This window comes from Nocardia coubleae NBRC 108252, from assembly GCF_001612805.1.
GTDB lineage: Bacteria > Actinomycetota > Actinomycetes > Mycobacteriales > Mycobacteriaceae > Nocardia > Nocardia coubleae.
Genome location: NZ_BDBD01000006.1, coordinates 18246 through 44086, shown reverse-complemented (window position 1 = coordinate 44086; position 25841 = coordinate 18246). Strand labels below are relative to the sequence as shown.

Sequence of the window (25841 nt, the reverse complement as noted above, 5' to 3'; positions counted from 1 at the left end):
GTGGCGACCTCCGTTCCCCTGATCGAGCCGTACGCCGACGGTCTGCTCGAGGTCGGCGACGGAAACCAGGTGTACTGGTGTGCCAGTGGCAACCCCGCGGGGCGCCCGGCGCTGGTGGTGCACGGCGGGCCCGGCAGCGGGAGCAGCCCGCGATCACGGAAGTCGTTCGATCCGAACGTCTTTCGGATCGTGCAGTTCGATCAGCGCGGTTGCGGACGGAGCGTTCCCAGCGCTGCTGACCCGGGCACCGACATGGCGGTGAACACCACCGAGCACCTGATCGCCGATATGGAACGGCTGCGCATCCACCTCGGCATCGACCGCTGGCTGCTGTATGGCGGCTCCTGGGGTTCGACGCTCATCCTCGCCTACGCCCAGCGATACCCGCAGCGGGTCACCGGCATCGTGCTGGTCGGCGTCACTACCACCCGCCGTCGCGAAATCGACTGGCTGTATCGGGGTGTCGCGCGGCTGCTGCCCGCCGAGTGGGAGCGATTCCGGGCCACGCCGCCCAGCGACGGTGACCTGGTCGAAGGCTATCGGCAGCTAATGGAACACCCGGACCCAGTGGTACGCCGCGGGGCCGCGATCGAGTGGTGTCGCTGGGAGGACGCGGTGATAGCGCACGAATCTACGGGGAGCCCCGGGCAATACAGTGCCAAACCGGACACCGCCATGCTCGCCTTCGTCCGGATCTGCACACACTACTTCGCGCACGCCGCATGGCTCGAGGAAGGCGTGCTACTGCGCGAAGCCGGGCGGCTGGCCGAGGTCCCCGGCGAACTCATCCACGGCCGCCTCGATCTCAGCGCCCCACTCGAAACCGCGTGGGAACTTGCGAAAGCATGGCCGGCCGCCCGCCTGCGCGTCATCGACGACTCCGGCCACACCGCCAGCCCCGCCATGGGCGAGGCGGTTACCCGTGCCATCGCCCGCTTCGCGCAGCCCGATACCAATCAGATCAGCTAAACGGAGGCGACGGGTATCCGCCGCGGTAGGCGTGCCTCGACCTTTGTTTGCGGAACAACCGACTCATGCCGCTTACCGAGCGACGTGGCCAGCCTCTCCTACACTGCGGTGCTGCCTAACGCAGCCCGGCTGACCGGGTCGGTGATGGGACTGGGCCGACGGATTCTTAGTTGTTATTTGCACTGCTTAGGCGACGTGGAGTACGCAGGGCGCACACCTCACCGGGGGAGAGGTCGGTTACACACTCCGTGATTGCTCGCTTCTGGCGGTTACCCACGGCGAGTGGCCGCGTGTGGGTGCCTACTGAGGTGCTCTTGATGTGCGCAGCGGTCACTGAAATGGAGAGTTTTCCCATTCGGACATGGCACGGCGTAGGGCGAGGAGGTCGCCCTGACTGACCGGTTCTCCACATCTTTGATCCCCGAAGACTTGCGATATCAGCCTCTTGACGATGACTGAGGAGTACCCGCGTCGTCGCAGACCGGGGAAACGGAGGCGGGCAAAGTCGTCTCGCCCACCAACCTTCACATACAGCAGACGACGGGCATACATCCAGTCCATAACAAAGACCACGGGGATGAATTGGAGGGCAGAGATCGCAGCGACCGCCGCCGCTGTACCCAGAAACATCGCAGGGGATCTCGGTGCTTGACCGCCTTCGTGAACGATGACGGCCGCGGCACACAGCGTGAAGGAAACAACGGACAAAGGCCATCCGATCCACACGATCAGTCGGTGCTTTCCGGTGTAGCGGATGGCACTATAGGCTGCTACCCAGGTGATTTTTTCGATCATCTCCGCCCGCAACGCTTTTGGGCAGCGATCCCCTGCTGCGGCGACGAGCTTGGCGAGCAGTTCGGCGCGCGACGCGCATCGACGTCGGTGAGTAGCCGGTACGGCCATCAGCAGGGTGTAGATCGCGCCCATGGCTCCCGGAATGGCCCAACTCCAACTCATCGTCGGAGAGTACAGACTGTGGCCGTGCCGGTTTCGGTGGACGCTGAAGGCACACTCCGTGCAGCAGCAGCGCTTTGCGGACGCTGTGCCTAGTCGCAACCACAGCGCGAAGCGCTATCTGCGATGCGCAGCACCCGTCGCATGCCGGTGCAGGCGTCGAGCGGATGGTCGCAACTTCTACCAGACTCTCCCGACGGACAGCATCAGTCCAACGGCACGCTGGGTGGCTGCGCGATCAGGCCACGCGATCGACCACACTCGACGTACGCACAGTCCAAGCACAGGACACGGTTGCTTGACCCCGGCTTAAAGATGAATCCGCCGCCTGATCCAACGCCCTCTTGGCATTCAATGCACAACGCGCCGAACTGATTTAGCTGCATTCTCAGTCGCATTCGGTCCTCCTGACCGGTCCATACTTCCTTGATACCTAGATCAATTGCTGCTGAGCAGAACGAGTACCGCCAGTACGAGACAGACGGCGAGTAGGACCTTCACCAGCCTCGCGCGCCAAACCAACGCGGCCGCTGTGCGGTTGTGTGCCTCGCGCTCGGCTTCGAGTTGGGCGCCAAGGGCGGAGGCCGCCCCGGCGTGCTGGTCGCGCTGACCGATGGCCTTCTCGATCAGCGACCGAGTTTTCTCGAAGGTTTCAGCATCCCGGGCCTTTGGCGCTTGCCCTCTTCGACCTTGTCCTGCTCCAGCGACAGGTCGGCCTTGGCGCCCTTCAGGTCTGATTCCACCGCGTCGATCCGCGCGCTCTGCTTGCGCACTGTCGTGCTGAGCCTCTCGATCTTGTCCGTCGCCTTGCCGAGTTCACCGCCAAGTCGCTCGATCTCTTCTGCCTGCTGCTTCGTGTGCTTCGCCCAGTCCTGCACGGTGGCCCATCCCGCCTTCTCGACGTCTCGATAGGCCCACGCGATCTCGCCGTCGAGCCATTGATGCAATGCTTGCCGCACTGGCCGGCTGGCTGTCCTAAGTCCACCGCTCGGGGTGAGCGCAAGGAAGCCAAACTCGGTTGTGTAGCCATCGCTGCCGGGATTGAACCCGTGAAGGCCGAGCGTGGGCAACTTCTCGACCCACGTATAGCCGCGGGTCAACCACATGACCTCGTCGGCGCCGGCGCGTCTAAGATCTGCCGTTCGCTCCTGGGCGGCAGCGAGGCTCAGCGACGACCATTGGACTTCGACCGCGAACCGTCGGCCATCACGTACCGCGAGCACATCAGGGCGGCGGTCACCGAGTTGCCGTTCGACTTCAGCGATCGCGCCGGCCTCGCGCAACTGGTCAGCGACCCAGTACTTGCATCGCTGGTGCAGAAATGACTCGTGCGCACTCCTCTTCGCAGCCGTGGAAGCCGAGGCTCCTTCTCCGCTCTGGTGGCGAACGAACCGGTTCTTCTGGGTGGACAGGAACGGCGTGACGACGCGACGGCAGAGCACACAACGCAGACCCAGCTTCCCGATTCCGTGCCACTGCTCCCAGTTCTCATCGACGCGAATGTCGATGAGATGGTCGCGATACGGGTCTAGCGCCGCGTTCATCTTGAATGCGACACACGGATCTTGGTCGTCCCCCATCGAGCACCCCTGTCATACCAATGGCCTACCACCCCAAGGTAACTCGAGCCTCCGACAAGGTCGGCGGTTGATGTTTAGGCATCAAATTGGTTCGTCCGGCCGCCGCCGATCCGGGGAGGTGGCCCGCCAGTATCGACCGGCGAACTAGTGCAGGGCTCCGATGCACGAGCATTCACGTCCGATGGGTTGCCCAGAAACTATCCATGTGACCAACGTCACTCGCGATACTGAAAGTTCCTCATTGGAGACTCGGCGGTGACTCAGTGGGAACCTGGCGGCATCTCATGGAGCCTCAGAGCGCAGGTGCCACAGGCGAATTCCGCCCGGTGGCTCGGCTCAGGGTGCAGTTTGTCGGGCCGGCGGCAGTAGACTCTGAACCGGCGAATCCACTGCACGAATCTGCAGCGGATTCGGCACCTTGTTTGCTTGCTCTCTCGGAACCGTGGTTCGCAAAGAGTGTGGCGGGCGGGAAGTCTCGATCGACCGGCATCGAGACTTGCCCGTCCGCCGCAACCGTCGGCGGCACCCACCGGGTCGTTGACCCCCAAGTGAGAGGTGGAGGCCCGCATGGGACCCGCCAAGGCAAACGATAACCGCGACCGCAAGGTCGCAGCGACCGCTGCCCGTAAGGCAACGGCTATCGCCCGCAAGGGCATAGCCGACAGCCGAGCAGGCGCGTTGATGCTCATCGAGTATCTGCGCGTGGTTCGCACGGTGCACTGGCTGATGTACGTGGTCGGAAACGACGACGCCGTCAGCCCGGTGCAAACCGTGCTGACGGCGATCGTGCAGTTCGGAGAGATCCTGCTCGGCGTAGGAAACTGACAGGATCAACCCGTAGCCACCCCGGTTGGAGTACGTCGTACTCCAACCGGGGTTTCGTCGTTATGTGCAAGTCAAGGAGCGTGACTCAGCAATGAACGAACCTTCTGCTCGTCCCATCTTACGCATGTTACGCATTTCTAGCCGACCGCCCAGCGTCTCCTCAGAGGAGGATGTCGCTCACATAGGAATCCCGCAGTCCCGGAGAACAAGCACGTCACCGCCCTGCCGCAGGCCCATGCGGGGTCGCTGGCAACGTTCAACCGAGCGCGAAACCCCAACTTCTGTTGCGCGCAACAGGCTGCGTAACCAGGCTTCTGCGTCGCGTTCGGCTTACCGGTCCCGTGCAAACCCGCCTTCAGGATCTCCGACGAAGGCCTCACCGCAGATCCCACACAGCATCGGACCCGCGTCAGTCGTGCGTTTCGCCGCACGGATCCTGCGGACCGGTGAGGCGCATCCGCAGGTCACGCTGGACCGTTGCGGGATTACCCGTTCGGGCTCGTCTTGGTTGGGCGTGGTCGATGTCGGGGTTGTCGCCGAGGAAGCGATCGCGGCGCGCTCGATGCGGCGGTGCGCGACGAGCACGCGGGCGATGGTCGTCGTTCTGTGTGCGGTATAGCTTGGCGGTCTCCTCCGACAGGGTGGTCTGCGGCGAGCCATTGCTCTTTGCCGCTCGATGGTGAGGGCGATCTCGATGGCCAGCGATAGGTACTTTGTACTTTGATCTGAGAGACGAGAATGATCTTGTGTCCAGGGCGGGGTGATCGGCGGGGCACGGCGTTAATCTTGAGGTCGGTCGCCGGTGCGCCGCCGAGCGGTAGCGAGCGTCTGCGCGGCGTGGACGAGTGGCTGGCAGGCATTGATAAGTTCAGTAAGCGCGACAGGGATTCGGGCGGCGTTCGGTAGCACCAGCACGATGACAGCGCTGCTGGCGAGGATGTCTGAAATCATGCTGGTCAGAGTGACTTGACTGCCGAATTCGGTGCATCCGGTGCGGTCAAGTCGTACGCGATCTCAGGTCGGTGAGCCAGTGCGTGTATAGCCTGCCGAACGACGCCGAACACGGTCCCAGCTAGGCGAAGAGATGGTAGTGACTGCCCCGCTCGAAATCCATACCCGCGAGGATCTGCACCGGGCTCTGCAATTGCTTTACACCGGCGCTGGTGTCAGCTACCACAAGCTTGCAGCGGCTGCGGCAGTCACGGCTGCCCCTAACACGATCCACGATTGGGTGCACGGCAAGACCTTCCCACAGTGGGAGAATCTCGCTCCTGTCCTCGGGGCGTGGGGAGTCTCCGAACCGGGGGCGATGCGAGCATGGAAAGACGCGCACACACGGGCAAGTGACGATTCCCGGAACAGGCCTGGGGTGTGGTTGGCACAGGTTCGGGATCCCTTCGCGCTGGAAGTACACGAACCGATCACCGTGGCCGGAGATGGTGACGGAGCGGTGGTGTTGCCGCTGTATGTCGGCCGCGCCCATGATGATCGGTTGCGTGCAGTAGTGGAAAGAGCTCTGGGCGGGCAAAGCGGGATCGCGGTCCTTCTCGGTGATTCTTCGACCGGCAAGACCAGGGCGTTGTGGGAGGCGTTGGGCCGGTTGCGAGGCCGGGGCGGGTGGCGATTGTGGCATCCGTCGTCTCACCTGGAGGAGCTGAGTGAACAACTGGAGCGGGTCGGGCCGCGCACGGTGGTATGGCTTAACGAGACCCAGCGCTACTTTTTACCCCGGAGTGAGCAGGAGCGCGGTCGTTTGTCCGAGCAGTTGCGCACCGTTCTCGCCGACCCCCGCCGCGCACCCGTGTTGATCGTTGGGAGCTTATGGCACGAGCACTACAGCTCTCTGTGCAACGATCCCGGCTCGGCGACCCGCAAATTGTTCGGACAGGCTGTGATCAAGGTGTCCGCGAGCTTCACCGGTGCCGATCTGACCGCGATGCGCACCGCTGCGCAGAAGGATCCACGGTTGAAACTGGCCTGCAAGCGGGCCGAGGACGGCCGGATTACTCAATATCTGGCCGGTGGCCCCGAACTGATCCATTTCTACGACAACGAAGCGAGTGCGACGGGTAGGGCGGTAATCCAAGCAGCGATGGACGCAGTACGGATGGGGCATCCCAATAGGCTGCCGTTCTCACTGCTCCGTGACGCCGCCGCTGGCTATCTCAGCGACGCCATCTGGGACTGCCTAGAACAAGACTGGTTCGAGGCCGCCCTTGCCGAGACCAGCCGTTCGTGCAAGGGAGCACGCGGCCCGATCACCCCCATACGCCCCCGACCGGCTGGCGCACGCGGCCAGCGGGAGCGCCCGGGCCGTGGTGGTAGCGCCGAGGGAGAGCCGGTGTTCCAGCTGGCCGACTACCTCGACCAGCATGGCCGACGTACTCGCGCTCATCTGATCCCACCGATCGGGTTCTGGGAAGCCGCTGTCCACGTCCACCACAATCACCAACACACCCTTGCCCAAGCCGCCTGGGACCGCGGAATATATCGCGACGCAATCCAATTGTGGAAGAACGCCACCAGGCACGGCCACCCTCGCGCGGCCCATGCCCTCGTCAGGTTCATCCACACTCTGTTTCCCGACGATCCGCATCCGGCATCGTGGGCCGCCGCACACACCACCCTCGCCCCCGCCGGGGTAGCCGAACTGCTAAGCGAGTTCCGCAAGACAGGTGCGCACGAACAGGCGCAGGCGTTACTTGCTCGCGACCCCGCCGCGCACGTAACTCTCGACAATGCCAGCAATCTGGCTCAGGTACTGCGTGAACTGCGTAAATCCGGTGCACGCGAACAGATGCAGGTCGTGCTGGCCCGCAATCCTGCAACGTATGTGCCTCTCGATGACCCACTCGGGCTCGCCAGCCTCCTGGGAGAGTTACGCGAGACCGGGGCACACGAACAAGTGCAGGTGCTGGCCGTGCGTGCCGCCGCGCACGCCGCCCTCCACGACCCGGGCAGAGTCGCCTTGCTACTGCGCGAGTTTCGAGATGCCGGGGCGTGCGAACAGGTACAGGTTCTGCTCGCCCGCAACCCTGCCGCCAGCGCCACCCTCCATAGCCCAACCACAGTGACCTGGCTGCTGCACGAGTTGCGGATGGTCGGCGCGCACGGACAGGTACGGGCTCTGCTGGCCCGCGACCCGTCTACGAACATCACACTCGATGACCCGTATGAAGTGGCACGTCGGTTGCACCAACTACAGGAGGCTGGGGCCCAGAAACAGATCCAGGAACTACTCGCGCGCGACCCCGGCTCGCAGACTGCTCTCACCGACGCCAGCGGAATATCCTGGTTGCTCGACCAGTTGAGTGAGATCGGTGCACACGACCAGGTGCGGGTTCTGCTGGCCCGCGACCCGGCCACCCATGTCGCAATCGACGACCCAGGTGCTGTCGCCAGTCTGTTGAATCAGTTGCAGGAGATCGGTGCACACGATCAGGTGCAGGTGCTGCTGGCCCGCGATCCCGCTGGACACACAGCTCTCGCGGATGCTGGCGGATTGGCTTGGCTATCGGGTGAGTTGAATGGGATCGGTGCACACGATCAAGTACGAGTTCTGCTGGCGCGTGACCCTGCCACACACACCGTCCTCAATGACCAGCCTTGGGTAACCGAACTGTTGGGCAAGTTTCACGAGACCGAGGCACACGAACAGGTCGAGAAGCTATCCATACGACTACCCGCAGCGGGCATGTTCAGCGAGTTCCTCAAAATTTCACCCGATCGGGAGGCATTTCGGTTCGGCCTGGAACCGCACGACCACACCCCGGCCCAGCCGTGGGCGTGGCATGACCTCCTTGAATAGCAGCGACCTAGGCAGTGTCTCGAAGTCGTGAGAGCGGCCACTGGCCCACCCTCACGAGTGTCTAAGCCATTGATTGATGACAGCGACATGGATCGTGGCTTGATAACGGACAACGAGCTTGTCGAACCGAGTAGCCACCGCCCGATGCTGTTTCAGCTGGTTGATACCCCGCTCAACAGCATTGCGATCACGGTAGACCACCGGATCGAACGCCGGTGGCCGCCCACCGGAACTCCCACGCCGACGCCGATGCGCGGCCTGATCCGCAGGGACCGGAATCGTTGCCTTGATCTTGTGACGACGCAACCATTCCCGGTTGACGCGGCTCGAGTACGCCTTGTCCGCCAACACTCGTTCTGGCCGCACTCGCGCTCGACCGCCACCGAGTTTCGGCACCGCGATGCCGTCAAGCACCGCCTGGAACTGCGGACTGTCACCAGCCTGACCCGCGGTGATCAAGACCGACAACACCCGGCAGCCCTGATCGCACGCCAGATGCAGCTTGCTGGTCCACCCGCCTCTCGACCGCCCCAGCCCGTGATCGGACGGCTCGCACTGCCCCGGACCAGCGGGCGGTTCGGCCTGCCCGCCACCGTCGCGGCGGGCACCGGCAGCATGCGGATGCGCGCGGGTGATGGTGGAATCCACACTGACCTGCCATTCGATCACTCCGGCCGCATCAGCCAGGACCTGCAGCGAGGTCACGATCGCCGCCCACGACCCGGCACGCTGCCATCGCCGGAACAATCCGTAGACCGCTTGCCACGACCCGTACTCGGCCGGAACGTCGCGCCACGGCGACCCGACCCGGCACCGCCACCGGATCCCATCGATGAGCTGGCGTTTCGTCCATTTCGGCGGGCGACCCGCCTTCTTCCCACGAGGCAGCAGCGGCTCCAACCGCGCCCATTGGGCATCGGTCAGGTCCGCTCGCCCCGCCACCGCTAGGCTGGCCACGAGGTCTCCGGTGTTCAGATTTGCTTGGTCGCTAATCCGAAATACCGGAGACCTCACCTATATGCCAACGCGGGCAACAGCTTCGACCGAACGTGCTGATGGGGTGGCATCGCTGCGCGGTGCCACCCCATCACTGACTTCGAGACAGAACCTAGCTGCGGGCCGAACCCCGGTCCGAATCCGGTAGTCCGCAATCAGCATTGCGGTCGTCGTATGCGGCATGGCTTGACATCTCTCGCAGTCCGGGAATGCCGCTAATCGCGCGGGCTGCTCTTAGTCTTGAGAGTGCATAGTCGGCTTCACTTGCAGGGGTGAGAGACGTTCATTACGCAGGCGGTAGCTGCCATTCAGGAGCCCGCGTGAGTACACGCGTAGGAGTGAGCCAGCCTGCTGGTTCGGGTGGTGGTCGGTGGTGTCGGGGTCGAGGTCGGTGGCGGGGATCTCGAGGCGTGCCCAGAGTGCGGCGGCGGGCATGTCGTCGGGTAGTGGTCGGGTGCCGGCGGCAACCGGGCAGGACCTCGTCATCGACGGCGGACTCGTCGGTTCGTTCCCCGTCCGGTGACCCTCACCGGAAGGAGTCGATGTTCTCCTCGGCCCACTGCTCGAAGGTCCTGGCCGCTGACCCCGTGACTCGAGCGACGGTGTCACGCACCCGCAGCAGCGCGTGGTTGACATCGCCACCCGTCACATCCAGGACGGCGTCGGCGGCGTCCTCCCCGAAGACCGCGACCATCCCTGCCCGGGCTTCCTCGCGGGTGATCTCGGTGACCTCGACGTCGCGGTGCAGCAGTCCGGCGATGGTCGTCACCTGCTGACGCGCGCTCACCGGTGCGGGGCCGGTGAGCGCATACCGTTGCCCTCGGTGCCCGGGTTCGGTCAGCGCGACCCGGACCACCGAGGCGATATCGGCGGGATGAATCGTGGGGAGCCCGACGTCGGCGTAGGGCAGCTGGACGGGCTGCCCCGCCTGGATGGTCGGTGCCCACATGAGCGCATTGGATGCGAACTGCGTCGGCCGCAGAATCGTCCAATTCATCCCACTGGCCTCGAGAATCTTCTCCACCGACGCCTTGTCGACTGCGGGACCGAGGTGAGGGTGGGTCTCCACGGTGATCGACGACACCAGAACCACATGCTCGACACCGGCTCGACGGGCGCGGTCGATGATCTCGGCGTCCGGCCCGATCCCCGGCACGAGGAACATCGACCGCACCCCATCCAGCGCCGTCGCCACCGAGGCGGGGTCGGCCAGGTCGCCCTCGACCGCCTCGATCCCCGCCGGGAAGGCAGCGCCGGAAAGATCACGGGTGAGTGCCCTGATCGGCTCGGAGCTGAACGCCCGCAACTCTTTCAGCAACGGGCCGCCGATATTTCCGGTGGCCCCGGTAACCAGAATCATGAGCATGTCCTCTCGCGTGGTGATCGACGAACGCCACGCTAAGACCTCAACTCGACTTGGGGTCAAGGGTTCGGACTGGCGGACCGGCCGGGCACGGTCGCGTCCCGTTCTGACAGCATGGCGAGGTGATGAAGGCCCTGCGCTCGGCGCGAGACAAAGCACGGCGGTTGCCGGGCGCTGTCTGGTACCTGGCGGTCGGTGGCGTCACCGCTCTGCTCGCGCTGTTCGCGGTGGTCGGCGTGCTGATCGTCGGCGCCTTCTGCCTGATCGGGGTCGGGATACCGGCACTGCCCGAGGCTGTTCGGCTGGTCCGCCCGTTGGTGTCGTTCGATCGGCGCCGAGCGGCACGCTACCTCGATGAACCCGCGGTGCAGGCCTATCAGCCGTTCACCGGTGGCCTGCGGCAGCGAGTCGCGACGGTGTTCACCGATCCGGCGAACCGCCGGGACTTCGGCTGGCTGGCCGCCCACGCGCTGACCGGCCTCTACCTCGCCGTATTCGCCCTCGCCCTCCCGCTCAGCACGCTCATCCAGCTGACGATCCCCGCATTCTGGCAACTGATGCCGCCGGGGGAGGAGTTCGCCAGTTTCGGATTCACGGTCGACTCGTGGCCGAGGGCGATACTGAGCTTCGTCCTCGCGATCCCGGTGGCCCTGGTGACTCTGCAACTCCCCGTCGCCGCGCGCTGGCAGGCGATGGCCACCCGCGCCCTGCTGAAACCACCCGAGGGCGCCCTGCTGGCAGACCGGGTCGCGGCCCTCACCGCCACCCGCGCCGCCGCACTCGACGCGCACGGCGCCGAACTGCGCCGCATCGAACGCGACCTGCACGACGGTGCGCAGGCGCGCCTCGCGGCGGTGATCATGCAGCTCGGACTGGCCGACCAGCTGCGCGACCAGGACCCGGACACCGCGCGCGAGCTCGTGCGCAAGGCACAGGACACCGCGACGGCCGCGCTGGCCGAGCTGCGTGATGTGGTGCGCAACGTGTACCCGCCGGTGCTCACCGACCGTGGCCTGGCCAGTGCCGTCGCGGCGGTGGCCGCCCGCAACCCGATCCCCTGCACGCTCGACCTCCACGAGGTCGGCAGGCGACCCGCCGCGGTGGAGGCGGCGGCGTACTTCGTCATCACCGAGGCACTCACCAACGCCACCAAGCATTCCGGTGCCACGGGCATCTCGCTGGTGCTGGGCGGTGCGCCCGAGCTGTTGACGATCGAGATCCGCGACGACGGCGTGGGCGGCGCCGTGGAGACCTACGACGGCGGGCTGGCCGGAATCCGGCGCAGGGCCGAGGCACTCGACGGCCGGATGACGCTGACCAGTCCACCCGGTGGCCCTACTGTAGTGCGGGTGGAGTTGCCGTGCGGGTCATGATCGCCGAGGACAATGCCCTGCTGCGCGAGGGGCTGGTGCTGCTGCTGAGCACCGCGGGTATCGAGGTGGTCGCCGCCGTGGACAACGCCGACGACTTTCTCACGGCGGTGGCGGCTGATCGCCCGGACGCGGTGGTCGTCGATGTGCGCCTGCCGCCCACATTCACCGACGACGGCTTACGCGCGGCCGTCAGCGCACGCAAACTGCACCCCGGGCTGCCCGTGCTGGTGCTGTCGTCCTGGGTGGAGGACAGCTACGCCGCGGAGCTGCTCGGCGACGGGATGGGCGGTGTCGGCTATCTGCTCAAGGAGCGGGTCGGCAAGGTCGATCGCTTCCTCGATTCGCTGCGCCGGGTCGCGGCCGGTGGCACCGCGATGGACCCCGAGGTGATCTCGCAACTGCTGGTGCGCCGCAAGGCCGACGACCCGATGGCCGCGCTGACCGCCCGCGAGCGCGAGGTGCTCGCGCTGATGGCGGAGGGCCACAACAACGCCACCATCGCCGAGCGGCTGGTGGTCAGCGAAGGCGCTGTGCACAAACATATTCGGAGCATTTTCGCGAAGCTGGGACTGTCTGCCGAGGACGTCGGCCATCGTCGGGTTCTCGCCGTGCTTGCCTACTTGAACGCGTGAAGCCCTGAACCCGTGCAGGGTTCAGGGCCACACCCGAGTCCGGTCAGTCGGCTCGACAGGTCATGTCGTCGGCGGGCAGCGTGCCGTCTCGGAAGTAGGTGTTCACCGCCGAGTACACGCAGGAGTTCGGGTATCGCCCGAAGATCCAGTGGATCGGCACATCCTGGAGAGTGACCATGCGGGAAGCGCTCAGATCCTCGTGCAGGGCGACAGCCCCGTCGTAGGTGGTCCTGGTGTCACCGGTGGACTGCACGATCAGGGCAGGCACCGAGTTGCGCACCACCGTGGCCGGTTCGACGGGCGGCGCCCAGAACGCGCACGGAGTGATGTTGTTGGTGAACCCGGCGAACAGCGGCTGGGTGGCGCGGGCGGCCTCGATATTGCGCCGGTAGAACGCGGGATCGCGCGGCGTGGCCACGTCACCGCACATGATCGCCATCTGCGACGAATTGTCATTCGGCCGCGCCTTCAAGACGAATCCGAGAGTGGAATCCAGTGTCTCGTCGGGCTGGGCGGGCTTTCCCGCGGCGGCGTCGGCGATGGTCCGGATCTGTCGGGCCACCATCTCGTACTGGTCGGGGCTGTCCAACCCGACGAACAACACCACCGGCAGCCAGTGTTCGTCGATCTCGTACTCGCCCAACCGGATCGGTGTGACCGCGGCCTGTCCGATCAGCGCTCGAACGGCCTCGCGAACCTGGGCGCGGCTGGTACCGAAGTGGTATTCCGCGTCACGCGCCGCGACCCAATCCGCCCACAGGTCGAACGCGGCCTCGTTGAGTGGGCCCATGGCCTGCATCATGCCGACCGGCCCGTACTCGTCCGGGTCGGCCGCGCTGTCGAGCACCATCCGGTCGCTGCGGTCGGGGAACATCTGCATGTACACCGCACCGAGGTAGGTGCCGTACGAGGTGCCGAAGTAACTGATCTTCTCCGCGCCGAGAAGGCCGCGGATGACGTCCATGTCCCGTGCGGTGTTGCGGGTGGTGATGTGGGGCAGCCGCGCCCCTTCGGTTGCGGCACAGCGGGCGGCCAGATCGCCTTGCATAGCAACGGATTCCGCGAAGCCGACCGCGTCGAGCCCAGCCGAATGCAACCCGAAGCCGACCGGCCACTTGCAATCGACGGCCGACGAGCGCCCGACACCACGCGGGTCCATCCCGATCAGGTCGTAACGAGCCCGCACCTCGGGCGTCATCGCCTTGCCGACATCGACCATGAAGTCCAGGCCTTCACCACCGGGACCGCCCGAATTGGACAGCATGACGCCGCGCTGGGGGTCGGAACCGGCGATCCGGGAGATCGCCACCGTCAGCGTCGGACCCTGTGGGTCGGCGTAGTTCACCGGCACGGTGACATCGGCGCACTGTGCCCCGGCCTCGTCCAGTTTCGGAACCCCGCAGTCTTTCCACTCCAGTTGCTGACCGGTGAACCGGTCCGGCACCGCGGTGTGTGGGTCCGCCTCCGCCTCGGGACCGGCACAGCCGATCAGGGCGGCACAGGCCATCAGGCCAGTCAGGGCGACCGTCAGCCCTTTCGCGCGTTTCACTGCTTCTCCTCGTATGTTGTTCGGCCGCATAGCCCTTGGTGGCGGGTGATCACGAGGCGCACAGGGCGGCGTCCAGCACGCTGTTCACCGCGTCGGCCTCTTCGTCGGTGGTCGGCAACTGGTTGACCGTGACGGTCACCGCGGTGCCCTCGGCCGTCACGCCGTTGCGGGTCTCGAAGCCGGGAATGCTGCCGCCGTGCCCCCACACCTGCGCACCGCACGGCGCGGTCCGGTGGATCAGAGCGAGTCCGTAGTCCGCGCCCGGCATCCGGTCGAACGGCACAGTGCGCTGCATTTCGGCCAATTGCGCAGGCGGCAAAAGCTTGCCGGACAGCAACGCGATGAAGAAGCGGTTCAGATCGGTCGCGGTGGCGACCATGTCACCGGCGGTGGCGGCCCAGGACGGGTCGAAGTCGGTGAAATCGACCGGCTCACCGTCGACCCGGTGGTAGCCACGGGCATGCGGGCCACGGATGCCGGTTTCGCGGGAAGCGGGCACATAGGTGTCGCGCAGACCGAGCGGCTCGAGGATCCGGCGCCCGATCTCGTCGGCGGCCGGATTGCCCGTCACCCGCTCGATCAGCAGGCCGGCCAGCAGGTAATTGGTGTTCGTGTACACCGATTTCGCGCCCGGTTCGAACTGCGGCGGTGTCGTCATCGCCAGCCGGACCAACTCGGTCATCTCGAAGTGCTGCCACCGCAGCGCTTCCTCGTCCGGATCGAGCTGCTGGGAATTCTGGGCTGCGATGCCGTCGCCGGACCCACTGCCCAGATAGTCCGGCACCCCGCTGGTGTGCTGCAACACCTGCCGCACCGTGATCCGGTTGCCGTCGTTGCCGCTGCCGCGCACCACCCCGGGCAGGTAGCGCTCGATCGACGCGTCCAGATCGACCTTGCCCTCGGCGACCAACTGCATGATCACCGTGGTCACATAGGTCTTGGTGTTGCTCCCGATCCGGACGCGCGCGTCGTCCGGGAACGGTGCGCCGGTGCCCAGATCACCGACGCCCGCACCGAACGTCCGATGCCCGCCGGGCCCATCGATCACCACCTGGACACCCGGGAATCCCTGGCGAACCACCGCGTCCATCGCGGCGGCCACCGCGGGCGGCGGCATCGTCACCACCTCGTCCGGTGCCCCCACCGACGTCCCACCCCCGCACGCGGCCACCGCGAGCACCGCACCCACCACAACAACTGAAAGGCCCGCTTTACCGGAGTTCCACCGAAATCGGTTCATGAGCAGCGTCTTTTCTCCTGTTCGAGCCGGAAATCATCGGTGTGTTTCCGACGATTTCGAGCTTAGGAATCGACAACCCGCCCGCCCATGCCACGCGCACCCGAATACGGGTTCCCGCCTACTGCCGCGAAGTGGTAGTGCCAGCACCACCACGCCTGCTCACCGGGCCTACGATCGGTGACTCAGGAAGACAGACGGGCGCCATGCATGTTTGAGAATCGTGCACGAATCGGAGAAGTTGCAGGACCAGGTCAGCGGGCTGGTCTACGCAGTTGGGCGACAGTGTCTGCCCGGTGTGGCGCATCCGCCGGCCGTCGAACGCGCGGCTCAGCAATTTGCGCGGACGAAAACCCGCCGTGTATCGCCGCCGCCGTCATGGATGACGACGTACCGCCGTGGCTCCCTGTTGTCTTTCGCCGAATGCTCATTCTCGGTGGCGCTCGCCAATTGGTCGACCATGCCCGTCGCCTCCCAGTAGGATCTCCATGACTTCGGAACCCCAGGAGCGAAGGGTGCAAATCCCGATCGCTGCTTGAACTCTTCGACAGTGTCGAGCGGGATGTCGATCACCGCCACGGTGTTCGACACATTGAATCCTCCGTCATGGTCGAACCATATCGTTTTTGCTCCGTCGGGGAAGACAACGCCCGAGCATTCGGACATATTGCGAAGGCCTTCGGCTTCCTGCGAGCACCCGCCGGTTGCTATCGCGATCGAACCGGCGGATATACACAGGTAGAGAGTCCATGCGGCACGTTTCACAGCTTGTCGAACCATCTCATAGTTCCGGTGGAAGCACCTCGAGATCGGAAGCTGCGCGCCCATCCGGCTTCTTCGAGCTGACGCATCTCGTTGTTGAGGGTATTCCCGATATTCAGACTGAGAGCCTCGAGCTGCTTTTTATCGTAGTTGTAGAAGTCGTATACGTAGACTTTATACATGATCTCGGCGAGGAGACCGTCCTTGCCCTCGATGACTGTTGTGGAGCTGCCGACGGCAATGTCATAGTGGCCCAGTGCGTAGAACAGGTCGCCTTCTGTTTCCTCCGCACCCAGCCATTGTGAAGTCAAGTCGCGAGTGACGCCGATCTGAGGATCCTGGCGTGCTTGCTCTTTGATCTCGTCGAGGCATTCGGCGACCTTTTGTTGCGCGTTGCCGCTTTGCATGATCTGATTAAATTGCGCCGAGCTTATTTCGTTTTCGAAGCCGGCATCGTTGTTTCCCAGATATATACTCAGGAGATCTTCGGCGAAAGTATAACCTTGCACGTCGAACCACGACTGAACGGCTGCCGCATCGACGCTGTTTGCGGCAGCTTCTGCCTTGTCCGCAGCGCTGGTCTTCGAGCCGTAGATCGCACGGTCTTCTGGAAGCTGTCGGTCAGGCGGGGGATGCAAGGCTGGCCTCCCACCACACGTTGTTCCCGTACCCGTAGCGGGTCGTACCGAGATCGGCGATCACTTTGTCGGGTACCTCGTATTCAGCTGCGGAGTAAACGGGAGCGGTGCTCCCCGGCGTGTATTCGAGCGCTCGGGAGATCTTTCCGATCATGGTCGTGATCGCGTCTCGTCGGGCGTCCGATGCCGCCTTCAACGTATCGACGGCTGAAACGATCTGGGACTTGTTGGATTGGCTCATCGGTCGATCGATGAGTTGGGCCCATGCTCCGAGGGGGAGGGTGAAGCCGAGCATGCTCAACGGCTGGGATAGTCCGCTGCTCCAACCCATCGCCTGGTTGTACACCAAGCGTTCCAGGCAAGCTGCACCGTTGGCAATGATCTTCGAGACGACATCGAGATCGGAGCTCCTCACGGCGACAGCTTGCGCGAGACGGCTCGCGGTCGAAGCGAAAGCCTCACCGGCGCCGCCCGTCCAGTTGCCCTGCAACCACCGCACTCCGCTCGACAGGTTTTCCGATGCCACGAAGTCGTTGAAACCGAGCTGACGAATGCGACCGCCCAGGGTCTCCAGGGCTTCCCAGTCCGCAGCCAACGGTACAAGATAGTCGGCGGCAGGTTTGATACCGATCGCTCGGCTCAACGGCTCGTCGAAATGCATCAGAGACTGGACTGCGGACTCGACTACCTGTCGCACCGTGAACTGCTCGTCTTCGACCAGTGGCAACGTCGGTAGCTGAAGTCCGGTGAACCGGGTCAACCCTCCACTGACCATGTTGTTTCCCGCTACGGCGAGATCGCTCAGCCCGCTCGACGACAGGGTCGAGATCGCCTGCGCGGCGACGTGGTCTGTGCCTTGGAACTCACGCGAGGCGGTGGCAAGGTTCGTTTGATACGACGCGAGGTTCGTCAGATCCTGTTCATGCGCTGCGGACAGCGTCGCCTTGAAGTTCTCGAACGGTGTACTCAGCGAGGCGAGTAGTCCAGCCGATCCGCTGGGAATCGAGAGTCCCGACAGCATGCGTGAGGCGTTCGAGGAGAAGTTCGCCCCCACTTCCTGCAGGTCCAACCCGAATCCATCGAGAACGGCTACCTGTACGGCCATGTCGTTCACGACATCTCCCCCTCAACGACACGAAAGTAGCTTAGGCGATCATTGCGGGGGTTGCGCTGCCCGATAAGTGAAATGGGTACCCGGGCGGAGAACCTGAGGCTCGCTTCACAAGGTCAAGCGCAACGATGGTGGCGAATTCGGTGCCGTGCGGCTATGTCCCTGTCGAGACCAGCGCAATCTCGCTCAGTAGTTGGCTGCATGGCGGGCTATTCCGCTCTCGAACCTGCTGCCCGTCCTGTCTTGCCTACGCGGCTGCTGGGTTCACTGCCTGACGTCCGCTCTGCATCACCTCCTGCAGCCCGCCTCGGCCTGTTCAGTCGGCCTTCATGTCATGGATCCAGGAATACAGGCGGGTGCCACTCATGTTGAGAGTCGTGGACGAGTCCGAGAAAATCGTAGGAAGCAGGGGTGGACCCCGAAGATGACCAGGTCAGCGGTGGTATAGGCTTTGTCCGTCATGAAGTCGGCTTATTCGGGTGCGCCCAAGACGGTCTACCTCGATCACGCGGCGACCACTCCGATGTTGCCTGCCGCTGTCGAGGCGATGACGGCTGCCTTGGGGATGGTGGGGAACGCCTCGTCGCTGCACGGGTCGGGGCGGGCCGCGCGGCGGACGCTCGAGGAGGCGCGGGAGTCGATCGCCGCTGAGCTGGGGGCGCGGCCGTCGGAAGTGATCTTCACCTCTGGGGGCACCGAGAGCGACAATCTCGCGATCAAGGGGATTTTCTGGGGGCGTCGGGCGGCCGATCCGCGCCGGACCCGCCTGGTGGTGAGCTCCGTCGAGCATCACGCGGTGCTCGACGCGGTGGAGTGGCTCGAGCAGCACGAGGGTGCGCAGGTGAGCTGGTTGCCCGTCGACGGTGAGGGTGTGGTGTCGCCGCACGCGCTGCGCGAAGTGCTCGAGGCGCACGGTGACGAAGTGGCGCTGGTGAGTGTGATGTGGGCCAACAACGAGGTCGGCACCGTCCAGCCGATAGCCGAATTGGCTGCCGTCGCACAGGAATTCGATATTCCGATGCACAGCGACGCGATCCAGGCGGTGACCCAGGTTCCGGTCGATTTCGGGGCGAGCGGGTTGGCCGCGCTGAGCGTGGCGGGGCACAAGGTCGGCGGTCCGCACGGGATTGGCGTGCTGCTGCTCGGTCGGCAGGTGCCCTGTGTGCCGCTGATCCACGGTGGCGGGCACGAACGCGACCTGCGTTCGGGAACCTCCGACGTGGCGGCCGCCGTCGGCTTCGCCGCCGCCCTGCGCGCCGCCTCCGTCGAGGCCGCGCACAGCCTGAAAGCGTTGCGAGACAAGCTGATCGCCGGTGTGCTCGCGTTGGAACCCGACGCTGTGCTCAACGGTCCGGCCGATGACCGCAGACTCCCCGGCAACGCCCACTTCACCTTCCCCGGTTGCGAGGGTGATTCCCTGCTGATGCTGCTCGACGCCGCCGGTATCGAATGCTCGACCGGCTCGGCGTGCAACGCGGGGGTGGCCTCGCCGAGTCACGTCCTGATCGCCATGGGTGTCGAGCCGTGGCAGGCGCGCAGTTCGCTGCGGTTCTCGCTGGGCCACACCTCGACCGAATCCGATATCGACACATTGCTGACCGTGCTGCCGCAGGTCATCGAAAGGGCCAGGGCCGCGGGTCTGGCCGGCGCTAGAGGAGGTGCCTGATGCGAGTACTTGCCGCCATGAGTGGTGGAGTCGATTCGGCGGTGGCCGCGGCGCGGGCCGTGGACGCCGGTCACGAGGTGGTCGGGGTGCACCTGGCGCTGTCGGCGTCGCCGGGCACCCTGCGTACCGGCTCGCGTGGCTGCTGCTCCAAGGAAGACGCCGGTGACGCCCGGCGCGCCGCCGATGTGCTCGGCATTCCGTTCTACGTGTGGGATTTCGCCGACCGCTTCAAAGAAGACGTGATCGACGATTTCGTCGCCGCCTACGCCGCGGGCGAGACCCCGAACCCGTGCCTGCGCTGCAACGAGAAGATCAAGTTCTCCGCCCTGGCCGACCGCGCGCAGGCCCTCGGCTTCGACGCCGTGGTCACCGGGCACTACGCCCGCCTCGAAGACGGTGTGCTGCGCCGCGCGGTCGACGCGGACAAGGACCAGTCCTATGTGCTCGCGGTCCTCACCGCGGAGCAGCTGTCCCGGGCCATGTTCCCGGTCGGCGACACCCCGAAGCCGCGTATCCGGGAGGAAGCGGCCGAGCGGGGTCTCGCGGTGGCGAACAAGCCCGACAGCCACGACATCTGCTTCATCCCCTCCGGCGACACCCGGGCGTTCCTCGGCGCCAAGATCGGCATCCGCCCCGGTGCGCTCGTCGATTCCGACGGCACCGTGCTCGGCACCCATGAAGGCGTGCACGGGTTCACCGTCGGTCAGCGCAAGGGCCTCGGCCTGAGCCACACCGCCGCCGACGGCAAGCCTCGCTACGTCACCGGGATCGACCCCGATTCCGGCACGGTGAAGGTCGGCTCGGTGGAAGACCTGCAGGTCGACGTCATCACCGCTGACCGCGCCATCTGGACCTCCGGCGTGCGCCCGACCGAACCGGTCGAGTGCGTGGTGCAGGTGCGCGCCCACGGCGGCACCGCGCCCGCTGTGGTCGAACCGGTGGGTGACGGGCTGGTCGCGCGGCTGCGTGAACCGCTCAGCGGTGTCGCGAAGGGTCAGGCCATCGTGCTCTACCTGCCCGATGCCGACGGTGGCGACACCGTGGTCGGCAGCGGCACCATCAACGGCACCGATCGTGCCGGGGTCGACGCGGGGATCACCGACGCTTCCGCCTGAGGAGCGCGCCGTTCGACGACACGAAAGGTGTTGTGCACGTGACATTGTCGCGAAGCAAGAACTCCGAGGAGAGCGCGCCCGCGGACCTTCTCGTCGGCGGCATCGCCACGGGCATCGGGTCGTGGCCGGGTACCGATCCGAGGGAAGCCGCCGCGACGATCATCGGTGAACTGCCCGACCTCGCGCACCTGGTCGAACTGCCGCAGCGCGGGATCGGCGCCGACATGATCGGCCGGGTGTCGGCGCTGCTGGTGGATCTGCGCTTCGATTCCACCACGCGCGGTTACCGGCTGGCCGCTCGCCCGGGCTCGGTGTCCCGCCGGGCACGTGACCTGCTCCAGTTCGATCTCGATGCGATCGAAGAAGCCTGGGAGACAGCGGGTTCGGCTGGAACCGGCCGTGTCGTGAAGCTGCAGTCGGCGGGACCGCTCACCCTGGCCGCCGAAGTGGAACTGCCCGGTGGACATCGGATTCTCACCGATCCCGGTGCGGTGCGCGATCTTTCGGAGTCTCTCGCCGAAGGTTTGGCGCGGCACGCGGACGAGGTGCGCAGAAGGCTGGGGGCCCGGGTGGTCATCCAGCTGGACGAACCGCAGCTCTCCACGGTGCTCGAAGGTTCGTTGCAGGGGCCGAGCATCCTCAACACCATTCGCGCGCTTCCCGAACCCGACGCCCTGCGCATTCTCGACACCGTGATCGAGGCGCAGAACGCGCCGGTCCTGTTGCACACCTGCGCATCTCGTCCCGCCCTGGCCACGATTGGCCGCACCGCCGCCGCAGGCATCTCCTTCGATGCCGCGACCATCACCACCGCCGACCTCGACGCCCTCGGCGACATCGTCGATCAGGGCAAGAAGATCGCCCTCGGCCTCACCCCGGCCGAGCAGCCGGCCGCGCCGATCACCTGGCGCGAGATCGCCGAACCCGCCGTCCGCCTGGTCGACCGGCTCGGCTTCCCTCGCGCGACCCTGGCCACCCAGATCCTGGTGACCCCCGCCTGTGGGCTGGCCGGTGCCTCTCTCGAATGGTCCCGCCGTGCACTCGCGCTCAGCACCGAGGTGGCGCGCGCTTTCGCCGAGGAACCGGAGTCGTTGAACGTCGAGTAGCGGTCGCCTGTCCGGTGCCGTAGCCAGGCGGGTGCTTCGGCGTCCGGGGTTCGGACCTCAGTGGAAGACGGGTCGGCGACGGGCCCGGACGGTCGCCGAAAGTGTCGGTGGCCTCCACTAATGTGCTGGGTGTGAGTGAGAGCGACAGCGCGGTTTCCGTGAGTGCCGAAGGTGCCACCCCCGAGCAGCGGGTGCGGTGGCAGCAGTTGGCCGACGAGGTGCGTGAGCACCAGTTCCGCTACTACGTGCGGGACTCGCCGATCATCACCGACGGCGAGTTCGACGCCCTCCTGCGTGAACTGCAGGCGATGGAGGAGGCGCACCCCGATCTGCGCACACCCGATTCGCCGACCCAGCTGGTCGGCGGCGGATTCGCCACCGAGTTCACCGCGGTCGACCACCTCGAGCGCATGCTGTCGCTGGACAACGTGTTCGACTTCGACGAACTGCGCGCCTGGGCCGCCCGCGTGGAGGCCGAAACCGGCCCCGACCTGCACTACCTGTGCGAGGTCAAGATCGACGGCGTGGCCCTGAACCTGGTGTACGAGAACGGCAGGCTGGTGCGCGCCGCCACCCGTGGCGACGGGCGAACCGGTGAGGACGTCACCCTCAACGCCCGCACCATCGACGACATCCCCACCGAACTCACCGCCACCGAGCAGTTCCCCATCCCGGAACTGCTCGAGGTGCGCGGCGAGGTGTATTTCCGCCTCGAGGATTTCCAGACGCTCAACGCCCAGATAGTCGCCGAAGGCAAACCGCCCTACGCCAACCCGCGCAATACCGCCGCCGGCTCGCTGCGCCAGAAGAACCCCGCGATCACCGCCCAGCGCAGGCTGCGGATGATCTGCCACGGCTTCGGCCGCATCGACGGTTACCGCCCCACCTCCATGCACGAGGCCTATCAGGCGCTCGCCGCGTGGGGACTGCCGGTGTCGGAGCACACCCGGCTGGTGCAGGGCGTCGACGCGGTGATCGAACGGGTCGCCTACTGGGGTGAGCACCGCCACGACATCGAGCACGAGCTCGACGGGCAGGTCATCAAGGTCGACGAGATGGCGTTGCAGCGGCGCCTCGGCTCCACCTCCCGTGCCCCGCGCTGGGCCATCGCCTACAAGTACCCGCCGGAAGAGGCGACCACCACGCTGCTGAACATCGAGGTGAACGTCGGCCGCACTGGGCGAGTCACCCCGTTCGCCGTGATGGAGCCCGTCACCATCGCGGGATCGACGGTAGCGATGGCCACCCTGCACAACGCCTCGGAGGTGAAGCGCAAGGGTGTGCTGATCGGTGACACCGTCACCATCCGCAAGGCCGGTGACGTGATCCCCGAGGTGCTCGGCCCGGTGGTCGACGCCCGTACCGGTGACGAACGCGAGTTCGTGATGCCCACCCACTGTCCCAATTGCGGCACCGAACTGGCGCCCGCGAAAGAGGGCGACGCCGACATCCGCTGCCCCAACCAGCAGTTCTGCCCCGCCCAGCTGCGCGAGCGGGTGTTCCATCTCGCCGGGCGCGGCGCCTTCGACATCGAGGCGCTCGGCGACAAGGCGGCCGACGCGTTGCTGCGCTCCGGCGCCATCACCGACGAAGGCGATCTGTTCGATCTCGACGAGCAGAAACTGCTGTCGGTTCCGCTGTTCACCAACAAGGAAGGCGGCTTGTCCGCCAACGGCAGGCGGCTGCTGGAGAACCTGCAGGCGGTGAAGGACCGGCCGCTGTGGCGGGTGCTTGTCGCGTTGTCCATCCGGCACGTCGGCCCGACCGCCGCCCGCGCGCTGGCCGCCGAGTTCGGCAGCCTCGAGCGCATCGAATCCGCGACGGTGGAAGAACTTTCGTCGACCGACGGCGTGGGTCCGACGATCGCCGCGGCCGTGGTGGAGTGGTTCACCGTCGACTGGCATCGCGCCATCGTCGACAAGTGGCGGGCCGCCGGTGTGCGCATGGAGGACGAGCGCGACGCCTCGATCGAACGCACTCTCGAGGGGTTGTCGATCGTGGTCACCGGCTCGCTGCAGACCTTCACCCGCGACGGTGCCAAGGAGGCGATTCTGGTCCGCGGCGGCAAGGCGGCGAGCTCGGTGTCGAAGAAGACCGCGTTCGTCGTGATCGGCGATTCCCCTGGTTCCAAGGCAGCCAAAGCCGAAGAACTCGGTGTGCCGATCCTCGACGAGGATAGTTTCCGTCTGCTGCTAGAGCAAGGGCCGGAGCCGGTCAGCCCACCGGCCGAGTCGGACGCCGAGTAGCGACTCGGTTTCGGCTCAGCTCGGGGTGACGGTGACCGTGTTCGCCATCTGCGTGCGGATGTCGAACTGGGCGCACTGGCCGTTGGTGAGTTCCACGTGCCGGTGCGTCTTCTTCGAGTTGCCCTCGATGTCGACGACGACGTCGCTACCGGTCATCGAGCACACCTTCGACACCGGCGCCTCGGTGTAGCTGACGGTCCCGGCCCCCTGGCAACTGTTCGTCGAGTTTCCGAGGAACACTCGTGCGGTCCCGTCCGGACAGGGATCGGCCGCCGCGGTCGGCGCACCGACCATCAGCACCGGAACCACGGCCCCGGCCCCCAACGCCGCAACAACCAGCCCACGAATCATCACTGCAGCTCCGCCTCTCACCGATTTTCGGCCAGACTACGCCAGACCCACACCCCCGCGCGCGACATGCACACGATCGCAAACCTGGACACTTCCGCCGAGACCCAGCGACTCTCAGCTGCCCAGAGGTGCCGATGACGTCTGTTACCGTCGGTCCACGCAGTTCTTCTGACGTCTGTTCGAGGCCTCGGGCATCGACTGCCGCGTCGAGAGACAGGTGAGAACATGGGTAACTCACCGGGGACGGGCGACGGTGACCTGCTACATGGTCTGGCCGCCAACGGGAGTCTCCCCCCACCTGAATCTGGCCTAGATTCTCGGGGAGGCGGAATAGAGAGGCGGAAGAGCACTTGTTGCGGAGTTTTCAGGTGGCCAATCATGGGTCTTTGGCCGAGGCGCAGCAATTGCGGCTGACCAAGGGGGCCGGTGGACCGCTCGCGGTGCCGGTGACGGCGGTGTACGGCGTCGCGGCGTCGGGGAAGACCAGTGTGGTCGACGCGCTCGCGCAGATGCGTGATGCCGTCTTGAATTCGGTGAGCGGGTGGGATCCGTATGCGGGTCCGGTGCGTCGGCCGCATCTCGGATTCGCCGACCGGCCGACCGAATTCGTGGCCGGTTTCGTGGCGGAGGGCGTCCCTTATACCTACGGCTTCCGCCTCGACAGTGCCGATGTGATCGCCGAGTGGCTCTACACCCATCCGCGTTCGCGGAAGCGAATCGTGTTCGAGCGCAACGGGGATCAGGTCAAGATCGGCCCGATGTTCGAGGCGGCCCGGTACGGGGTGACGGCGCTGGTGCCGTTGCTGCGGCCGAACGCCTTGCTGCTGAGCCTGGCCGGTCAGTTGTACGCGGAGGCCCTGGTACCCGCCTATCGCTGGTTCGCGGCGAATCTGCAAGTGCAGCAGGGCGATATCGGTGTGGAGGCGTTGGCGTACGAGCTCGGCAGCCACATCTCCCGTTCGCCCGACAACGCCGCGCGCCTGCTGATGCTGTTGCGCACAGCCGATCTGGGCATCGAGGATCTGCTGATCGCCGAGCACGACCCGATGTACGCCGACTACCTGCGTGACATGGATGCCGGAATCGCCTCGCTCACAGCACAACTGGACCAGGGCGGCGCGGATGCCGTTCTCGTGGAACGAGAACTGAGCACGCTGCGAGCCGCCCGCGACACCCTCTACCGCCGCATGGTCGACCGGCGCGGCCCCGGCCTGAGCCTGGTGCACGAGGGCATCGACATCGCGTTCGACCTGGCCGACGAATCGACGGCGACCCGCGCACTGCTGCGGGTGCTGCCCGCCATGCTCGAGGCGCTCGACACCGGCGGTGTCCTCGCCGTCGACGATCTCGGTGCGGGCCTGCCGGTGGAGGAGACCGACCGTCTGGTGCAGCTGTTCCAGAACCCGGAGACCAACGCTCGCGGCGCCCAGCTGATCTACACCACCGCGAATCGCGCGCTCATCGACCGTAACAACGGCCGGTCCCAGCGCACCAGGACGGCGGTGTGGCAGGTGCGGCGGACGCAGGGCGTCAGCGAACTCGTCGGTCTGTAGTCGGCCT

General features: G+C 65.7%; 21 protein-coding genes. 10 read left to right on the top strand and 11 right to left on the bottom strand.

The window, feature by feature from the left end:
- The gene (gene pip, locus NCO8_RS05520; RefSeq protein ID WP_067636957.1) at window positions 1-969 is read left to right on the top strand and encodes a prolyl aminopeptidase; all 969 of its coding nucleotides are present in this window, start codon (window positions 1-3) and stop codon (window positions 967-969) included.
- Window positions 970-1299: 330 nt separating this feature from the next.
- Here pip and NCO8_RS31105 read toward each other — a convergent pair whose 3' ends face one another.
- On the bottom strand, window positions 1300-1926 hold the full coding sequence (locus NCO8_RS31105; protein WP_157104784.1) for a hypothetical protein: 627 nt from the start codon (window positions 1924-1926) through the stop codon (window positions 1300-1302).
- A gap of 623 nt (window positions 1927-2549) precedes the next feature.
- On the bottom strand, window positions 2550-3503 hold the full coding sequence (locus NCO8_RS05510) for a competence protein CoiA family protein (protein ID WP_067636953.1): 954 nt from the start codon (window positions 3501-3503) through the stop codon (window positions 2550-2552).
- Between the two features lie 567 nt (window positions 3504-4070).
- Here NCO8_RS05510 and NCO8_RS31100 point away from each other — a divergent pair.
- A complete protein-coding gene (locus NCO8_RS31100; protein WP_157104783.1) occupies window positions 4071-4328 on the top strand; it encodes a hypothetical protein in 258 nt (85 codons plus the stop codon).
- Window positions 4329-5108: 780 nt separating this feature from the next.
- Here the strand turns inward: NCO8_RS31100 and NCO8_RS31095 are convergent.
- Window positions 5109-5279 carry a hypothetical protein gene (locus NCO8_RS31095; protein ID WP_157104782.1) on the bottom strand — a complete coding sequence of 57 codons (171 nt, stop codon included), beginning with the start codon at window positions 5277-5279 and terminating at the stop codon, window positions 5109-5111.
- 139 nt (window positions 5280-5418) lie between these two features.
- Between NCO8_RS31095 and NCO8_RS05500 the strand changes: the two genes are divergently transcribed.
- On the top strand, window positions 5419-8136 hold the full coding sequence (locus NCO8_RS05500; RefSeq protein ID WP_157104781.1) for a hypothetical protein: 2718 nt from the start codon (window positions 5419-5421) through the stop codon (window positions 8134-8136).
- A gap of 51 nt (window positions 8137-8187) precedes the next feature.
- Here NCO8_RS05500 and NCO8_RS05495 read toward each other — a convergent pair whose 3' ends face one another.
- Together NCO8_RS05495 and NCO8_RS05485 are read right to left on the bottom strand one after the other, a co-directional pair.
- Window positions 8188-9093, bottom strand: a complete 906-nt coding sequence (locus NCO8_RS05495) for an IS5 family transposase (RefSeq protein WP_067636947.1) — start codon at window positions 9091-9093, stop codon at window positions 8188-8190.
- Window positions 9094-9658: 565 nt separating this feature from the next.
- Window positions 9659-10492: an SDR family oxidoreductase gene (locus NCO8_RS05485; RefSeq protein WP_067637005.1), complete on the bottom strand. Its 834-nt coding sequence runs from the start codon at window positions 10490-10492 to the stop codon at window positions 9659-9661.
- A gap of 128 nt (window positions 10493-10620) precedes the next feature.
- On the opposite strand from NCO8_RS05485, the gene NCO8_RS05480 reads away from it, so the two are divergent.
- Window positions 10621-11868 carry a sensor histidine kinase gene (locus tag NCO8_RS05480; protein ID WP_067636944.1) on the top strand — a complete coding sequence of 416 codons (1248 nt, stop codon included), beginning with the start codon at window positions 10621-10623 and terminating at the stop codon, window positions 11866-11868.
- On the top strand, window positions 11856-12500 hold the full coding sequence (locus tag NCO8_RS05475) for a response regulator (protein ID WP_067493207.1): 645 nt from the start codon (window positions 11856-11858) through the stop codon (window positions 12498-12500). The genes NCO8_RS05480 and NCO8_RS05475 overlap by 13 nt, the downstream gene beginning before the upstream one ends.
- 43 nt (window positions 12501-12543) lie before the next feature.
- Here the strand turns inward: NCO8_RS05475 and NCO8_RS05470 are convergent, their stop codons facing one another.
- From NCO8_RS05470 to NCO8_RS05450, 5 genes are all read right to left on the bottom strand, one after another.
- The gene (locus NCO8_RS05470) at window positions 12544-14049 is read right to left on the bottom strand and encodes an alpha/beta fold hydrolase (RefSeq protein WP_245655248.1); all 1506 of its coding nucleotides are present in this window, start codon (window positions 14047-14049) and stop codon (window positions 12544-12546) included.
- A gap of 49 nt (window positions 14050-14098) precedes the next feature.
- A complete protein-coding gene (locus NCO8_RS05465; RefSeq protein ID WP_067636940.1) occupies window positions 14099-15289 on the bottom strand; it encodes a serine hydrolase domain-containing protein in 1191 nt (396 codons plus the stop codon).
- Between the two features lie 327 nt (window positions 15290-15616).
- Window positions 15617-16051: a hypothetical protein gene (locus NCO8_RS31090; RefSeq protein WP_157104780.1), complete on the bottom strand. Its 435-nt coding sequence runs from the start codon at window positions 16049-16051 to the stop codon at window positions 15617-15619.
- A complete protein-coding gene (locus NCO8_RS31085; protein ID WP_157104779.1) occupies window positions 16048-16686 on the bottom strand; it encodes a hypothetical protein in 639 nt (212 codons plus the stop codon). The genes NCO8_RS31090 and NCO8_RS31085 overlap by 4 nt, the downstream gene beginning before the upstream one ends.
- The gene (locus tag NCO8_RS05450; protein ID WP_067636933.1) at window positions 16670-17800 is read right to left on the bottom strand and encodes a hypothetical protein; all 1131 of its coding nucleotides are present in this window, start codon (window positions 17798-17800) and stop codon (window positions 16670-16672) included. The genes NCO8_RS31085 and NCO8_RS05450 overlap by 17 nt, the downstream gene beginning before the upstream one ends.
- A 457-nt stretch (window positions 17801-18257) precedes the next feature.
- Here NCO8_RS05450 and NCO8_RS05445 point away from each other — a divergent pair, with 457 nt between their 5' ends.
- From NCO8_RS05445 to ligA, 4 genes are all read left to right on the top strand, one after another.
- Window positions 18258-19463, top strand: a complete 1206-nt coding sequence (locus tag NCO8_RS05445; protein ID WP_067636931.1) for a cysteine desulfurase family protein — start codon at window positions 18258-18260, stop codon at window positions 19461-19463.
- Entirely contained in the window at window positions 19463-20578 is a 1116-nt protein-coding gene (gene mnmA / locus NCO8_RS05440; protein ID WP_067636930.1) for a tRNA 2-thiouridine(34) synthase MnmA, read from the top strand. Before NCO8_RS05445 ends, mnmA begins: the two co-directional genes overlap by 1 nt.
- A 38-nt stretch (window positions 20579-20616) precedes the next feature.
- Window positions 20617-21684: a methionine synthase gene (locus NCO8_RS05435; protein WP_084456619.1), complete on the top strand. Its 1068-nt coding sequence runs from the start codon at window positions 20617-20619 to the stop codon at window positions 21682-21684.
- A 131-nt stretch (window positions 21685-21815) separates the two neighbouring features.
- On the top strand, window positions 21816-23930 hold the full coding sequence (gene ligA, locus NCO8_RS05430; protein WP_174550294.1) for an NAD-dependent DNA ligase LigA: 2115 nt from the start codon (window positions 21816-21818) through the stop codon (window positions 23928-23930).
- 15 nt (window positions 23931-23945) lie between these two features.
- Here ligA and NCO8_RS31080 read toward each other — a convergent pair whose 3' ends face one another.
- The gene (locus NCO8_RS31080) at window positions 23946-24086 is read right to left on the bottom strand and encodes a hypothetical protein (RefSeq protein ID WP_157104674.1); all 141 of its coding nucleotides are present in this window, start codon (window positions 24084-24086) and stop codon (window positions 23946-23948) included.
- A 563-nt stretch (window positions 24087-24649) separates the two neighbouring features.
- On the opposite strand from NCO8_RS31080, the gene NCO8_RS05420 reads away from it, so the two are divergent.
- Entirely contained in the window at window positions 24650-25834 is a 1185-nt protein-coding gene (locus NCO8_RS05420) for an AAA family ATPase (RefSeq protein WP_243749712.1), read from the top strand.
- Window positions 25835-25841 lie beyond the last annotated feature (7 nt).

What these genes read in the sequence shown, in the direction of transcription:
- NCO8_RS31105 (WP_157104784.1), bottom strand. Translation starts at nt 1,926, where the DNA reads ATGAGTTGGAGTTGGGCCATTCCGGGAGCCATGGGCGCGATCTACACC.
- NCO8_RS05510 (WP_067636953.1), bottom strand. Translation starts at nt 3,503, where the DNA reads ATGGGGGACGACCAAGATCCGTGTGTCGCATTCAAGATGAACGCGGCG.
- NCO8_RS31100 (WP_157104783.1), top strand. Translation starts at nt 4,071, where the DNA reads ATGGGACCCGCCAAGGCAAACGATAACCGCGACCGCAAGGTCGCAGCG.
- NCO8_RS31095 (WP_157104782.1), bottom strand. Translation starts at nt 5,279, where the DNA reads ATGATTTCAGACATCCTCGCCAGCAGCGCTGTCATCGTGCTGGTGCTA.
- NCO8_RS05485 (WP_067637005.1), bottom strand. Translation starts at nt 10,492, where the DNA reads ATGATTCTGGTTACCGGGGCCACCGGAAATATCGGCGGCCCGTTGCTG.
- NCO8_RS05480 (WP_067636944.1), top strand. Translation starts at nt 10,621, where the DNA reads ATGAAGGCCCTGCGCTCGGCGCGAGACAAAGCACGGCGGTTGCCGGGC.
- NCO8_RS05465 (WP_067636940.1), bottom strand. Translation starts at nt 15,289, where the DNA reads ATGAACCGATTTCGGTGGAACTCCGGTAAAGCGGGCCTTTCAGTTGTT.
- NCO8_RS05445 (WP_067636931.1), top strand. Translation starts at nt 18,258, where the DNA reads ATGAAGTCGGCTTATTCGGGTGCGCCCAAGACGGTCTACCTCGATCAC.
- mnmA (WP_067636930.1), top strand. Translation starts at nt 19,463, where the DNA reads ATGCGAGTACTTGCCGCCATGAGTGGTGGAGTCGATTCGGCGGTGGCC.
- NCO8_RS31080 (WP_157104674.1), bottom strand. Translation starts at nt 24,086, where the DNA reads ATGACCGGTAGCGACGTCGTCGTCGACATCGAGGGCAACTCGAAGAAG.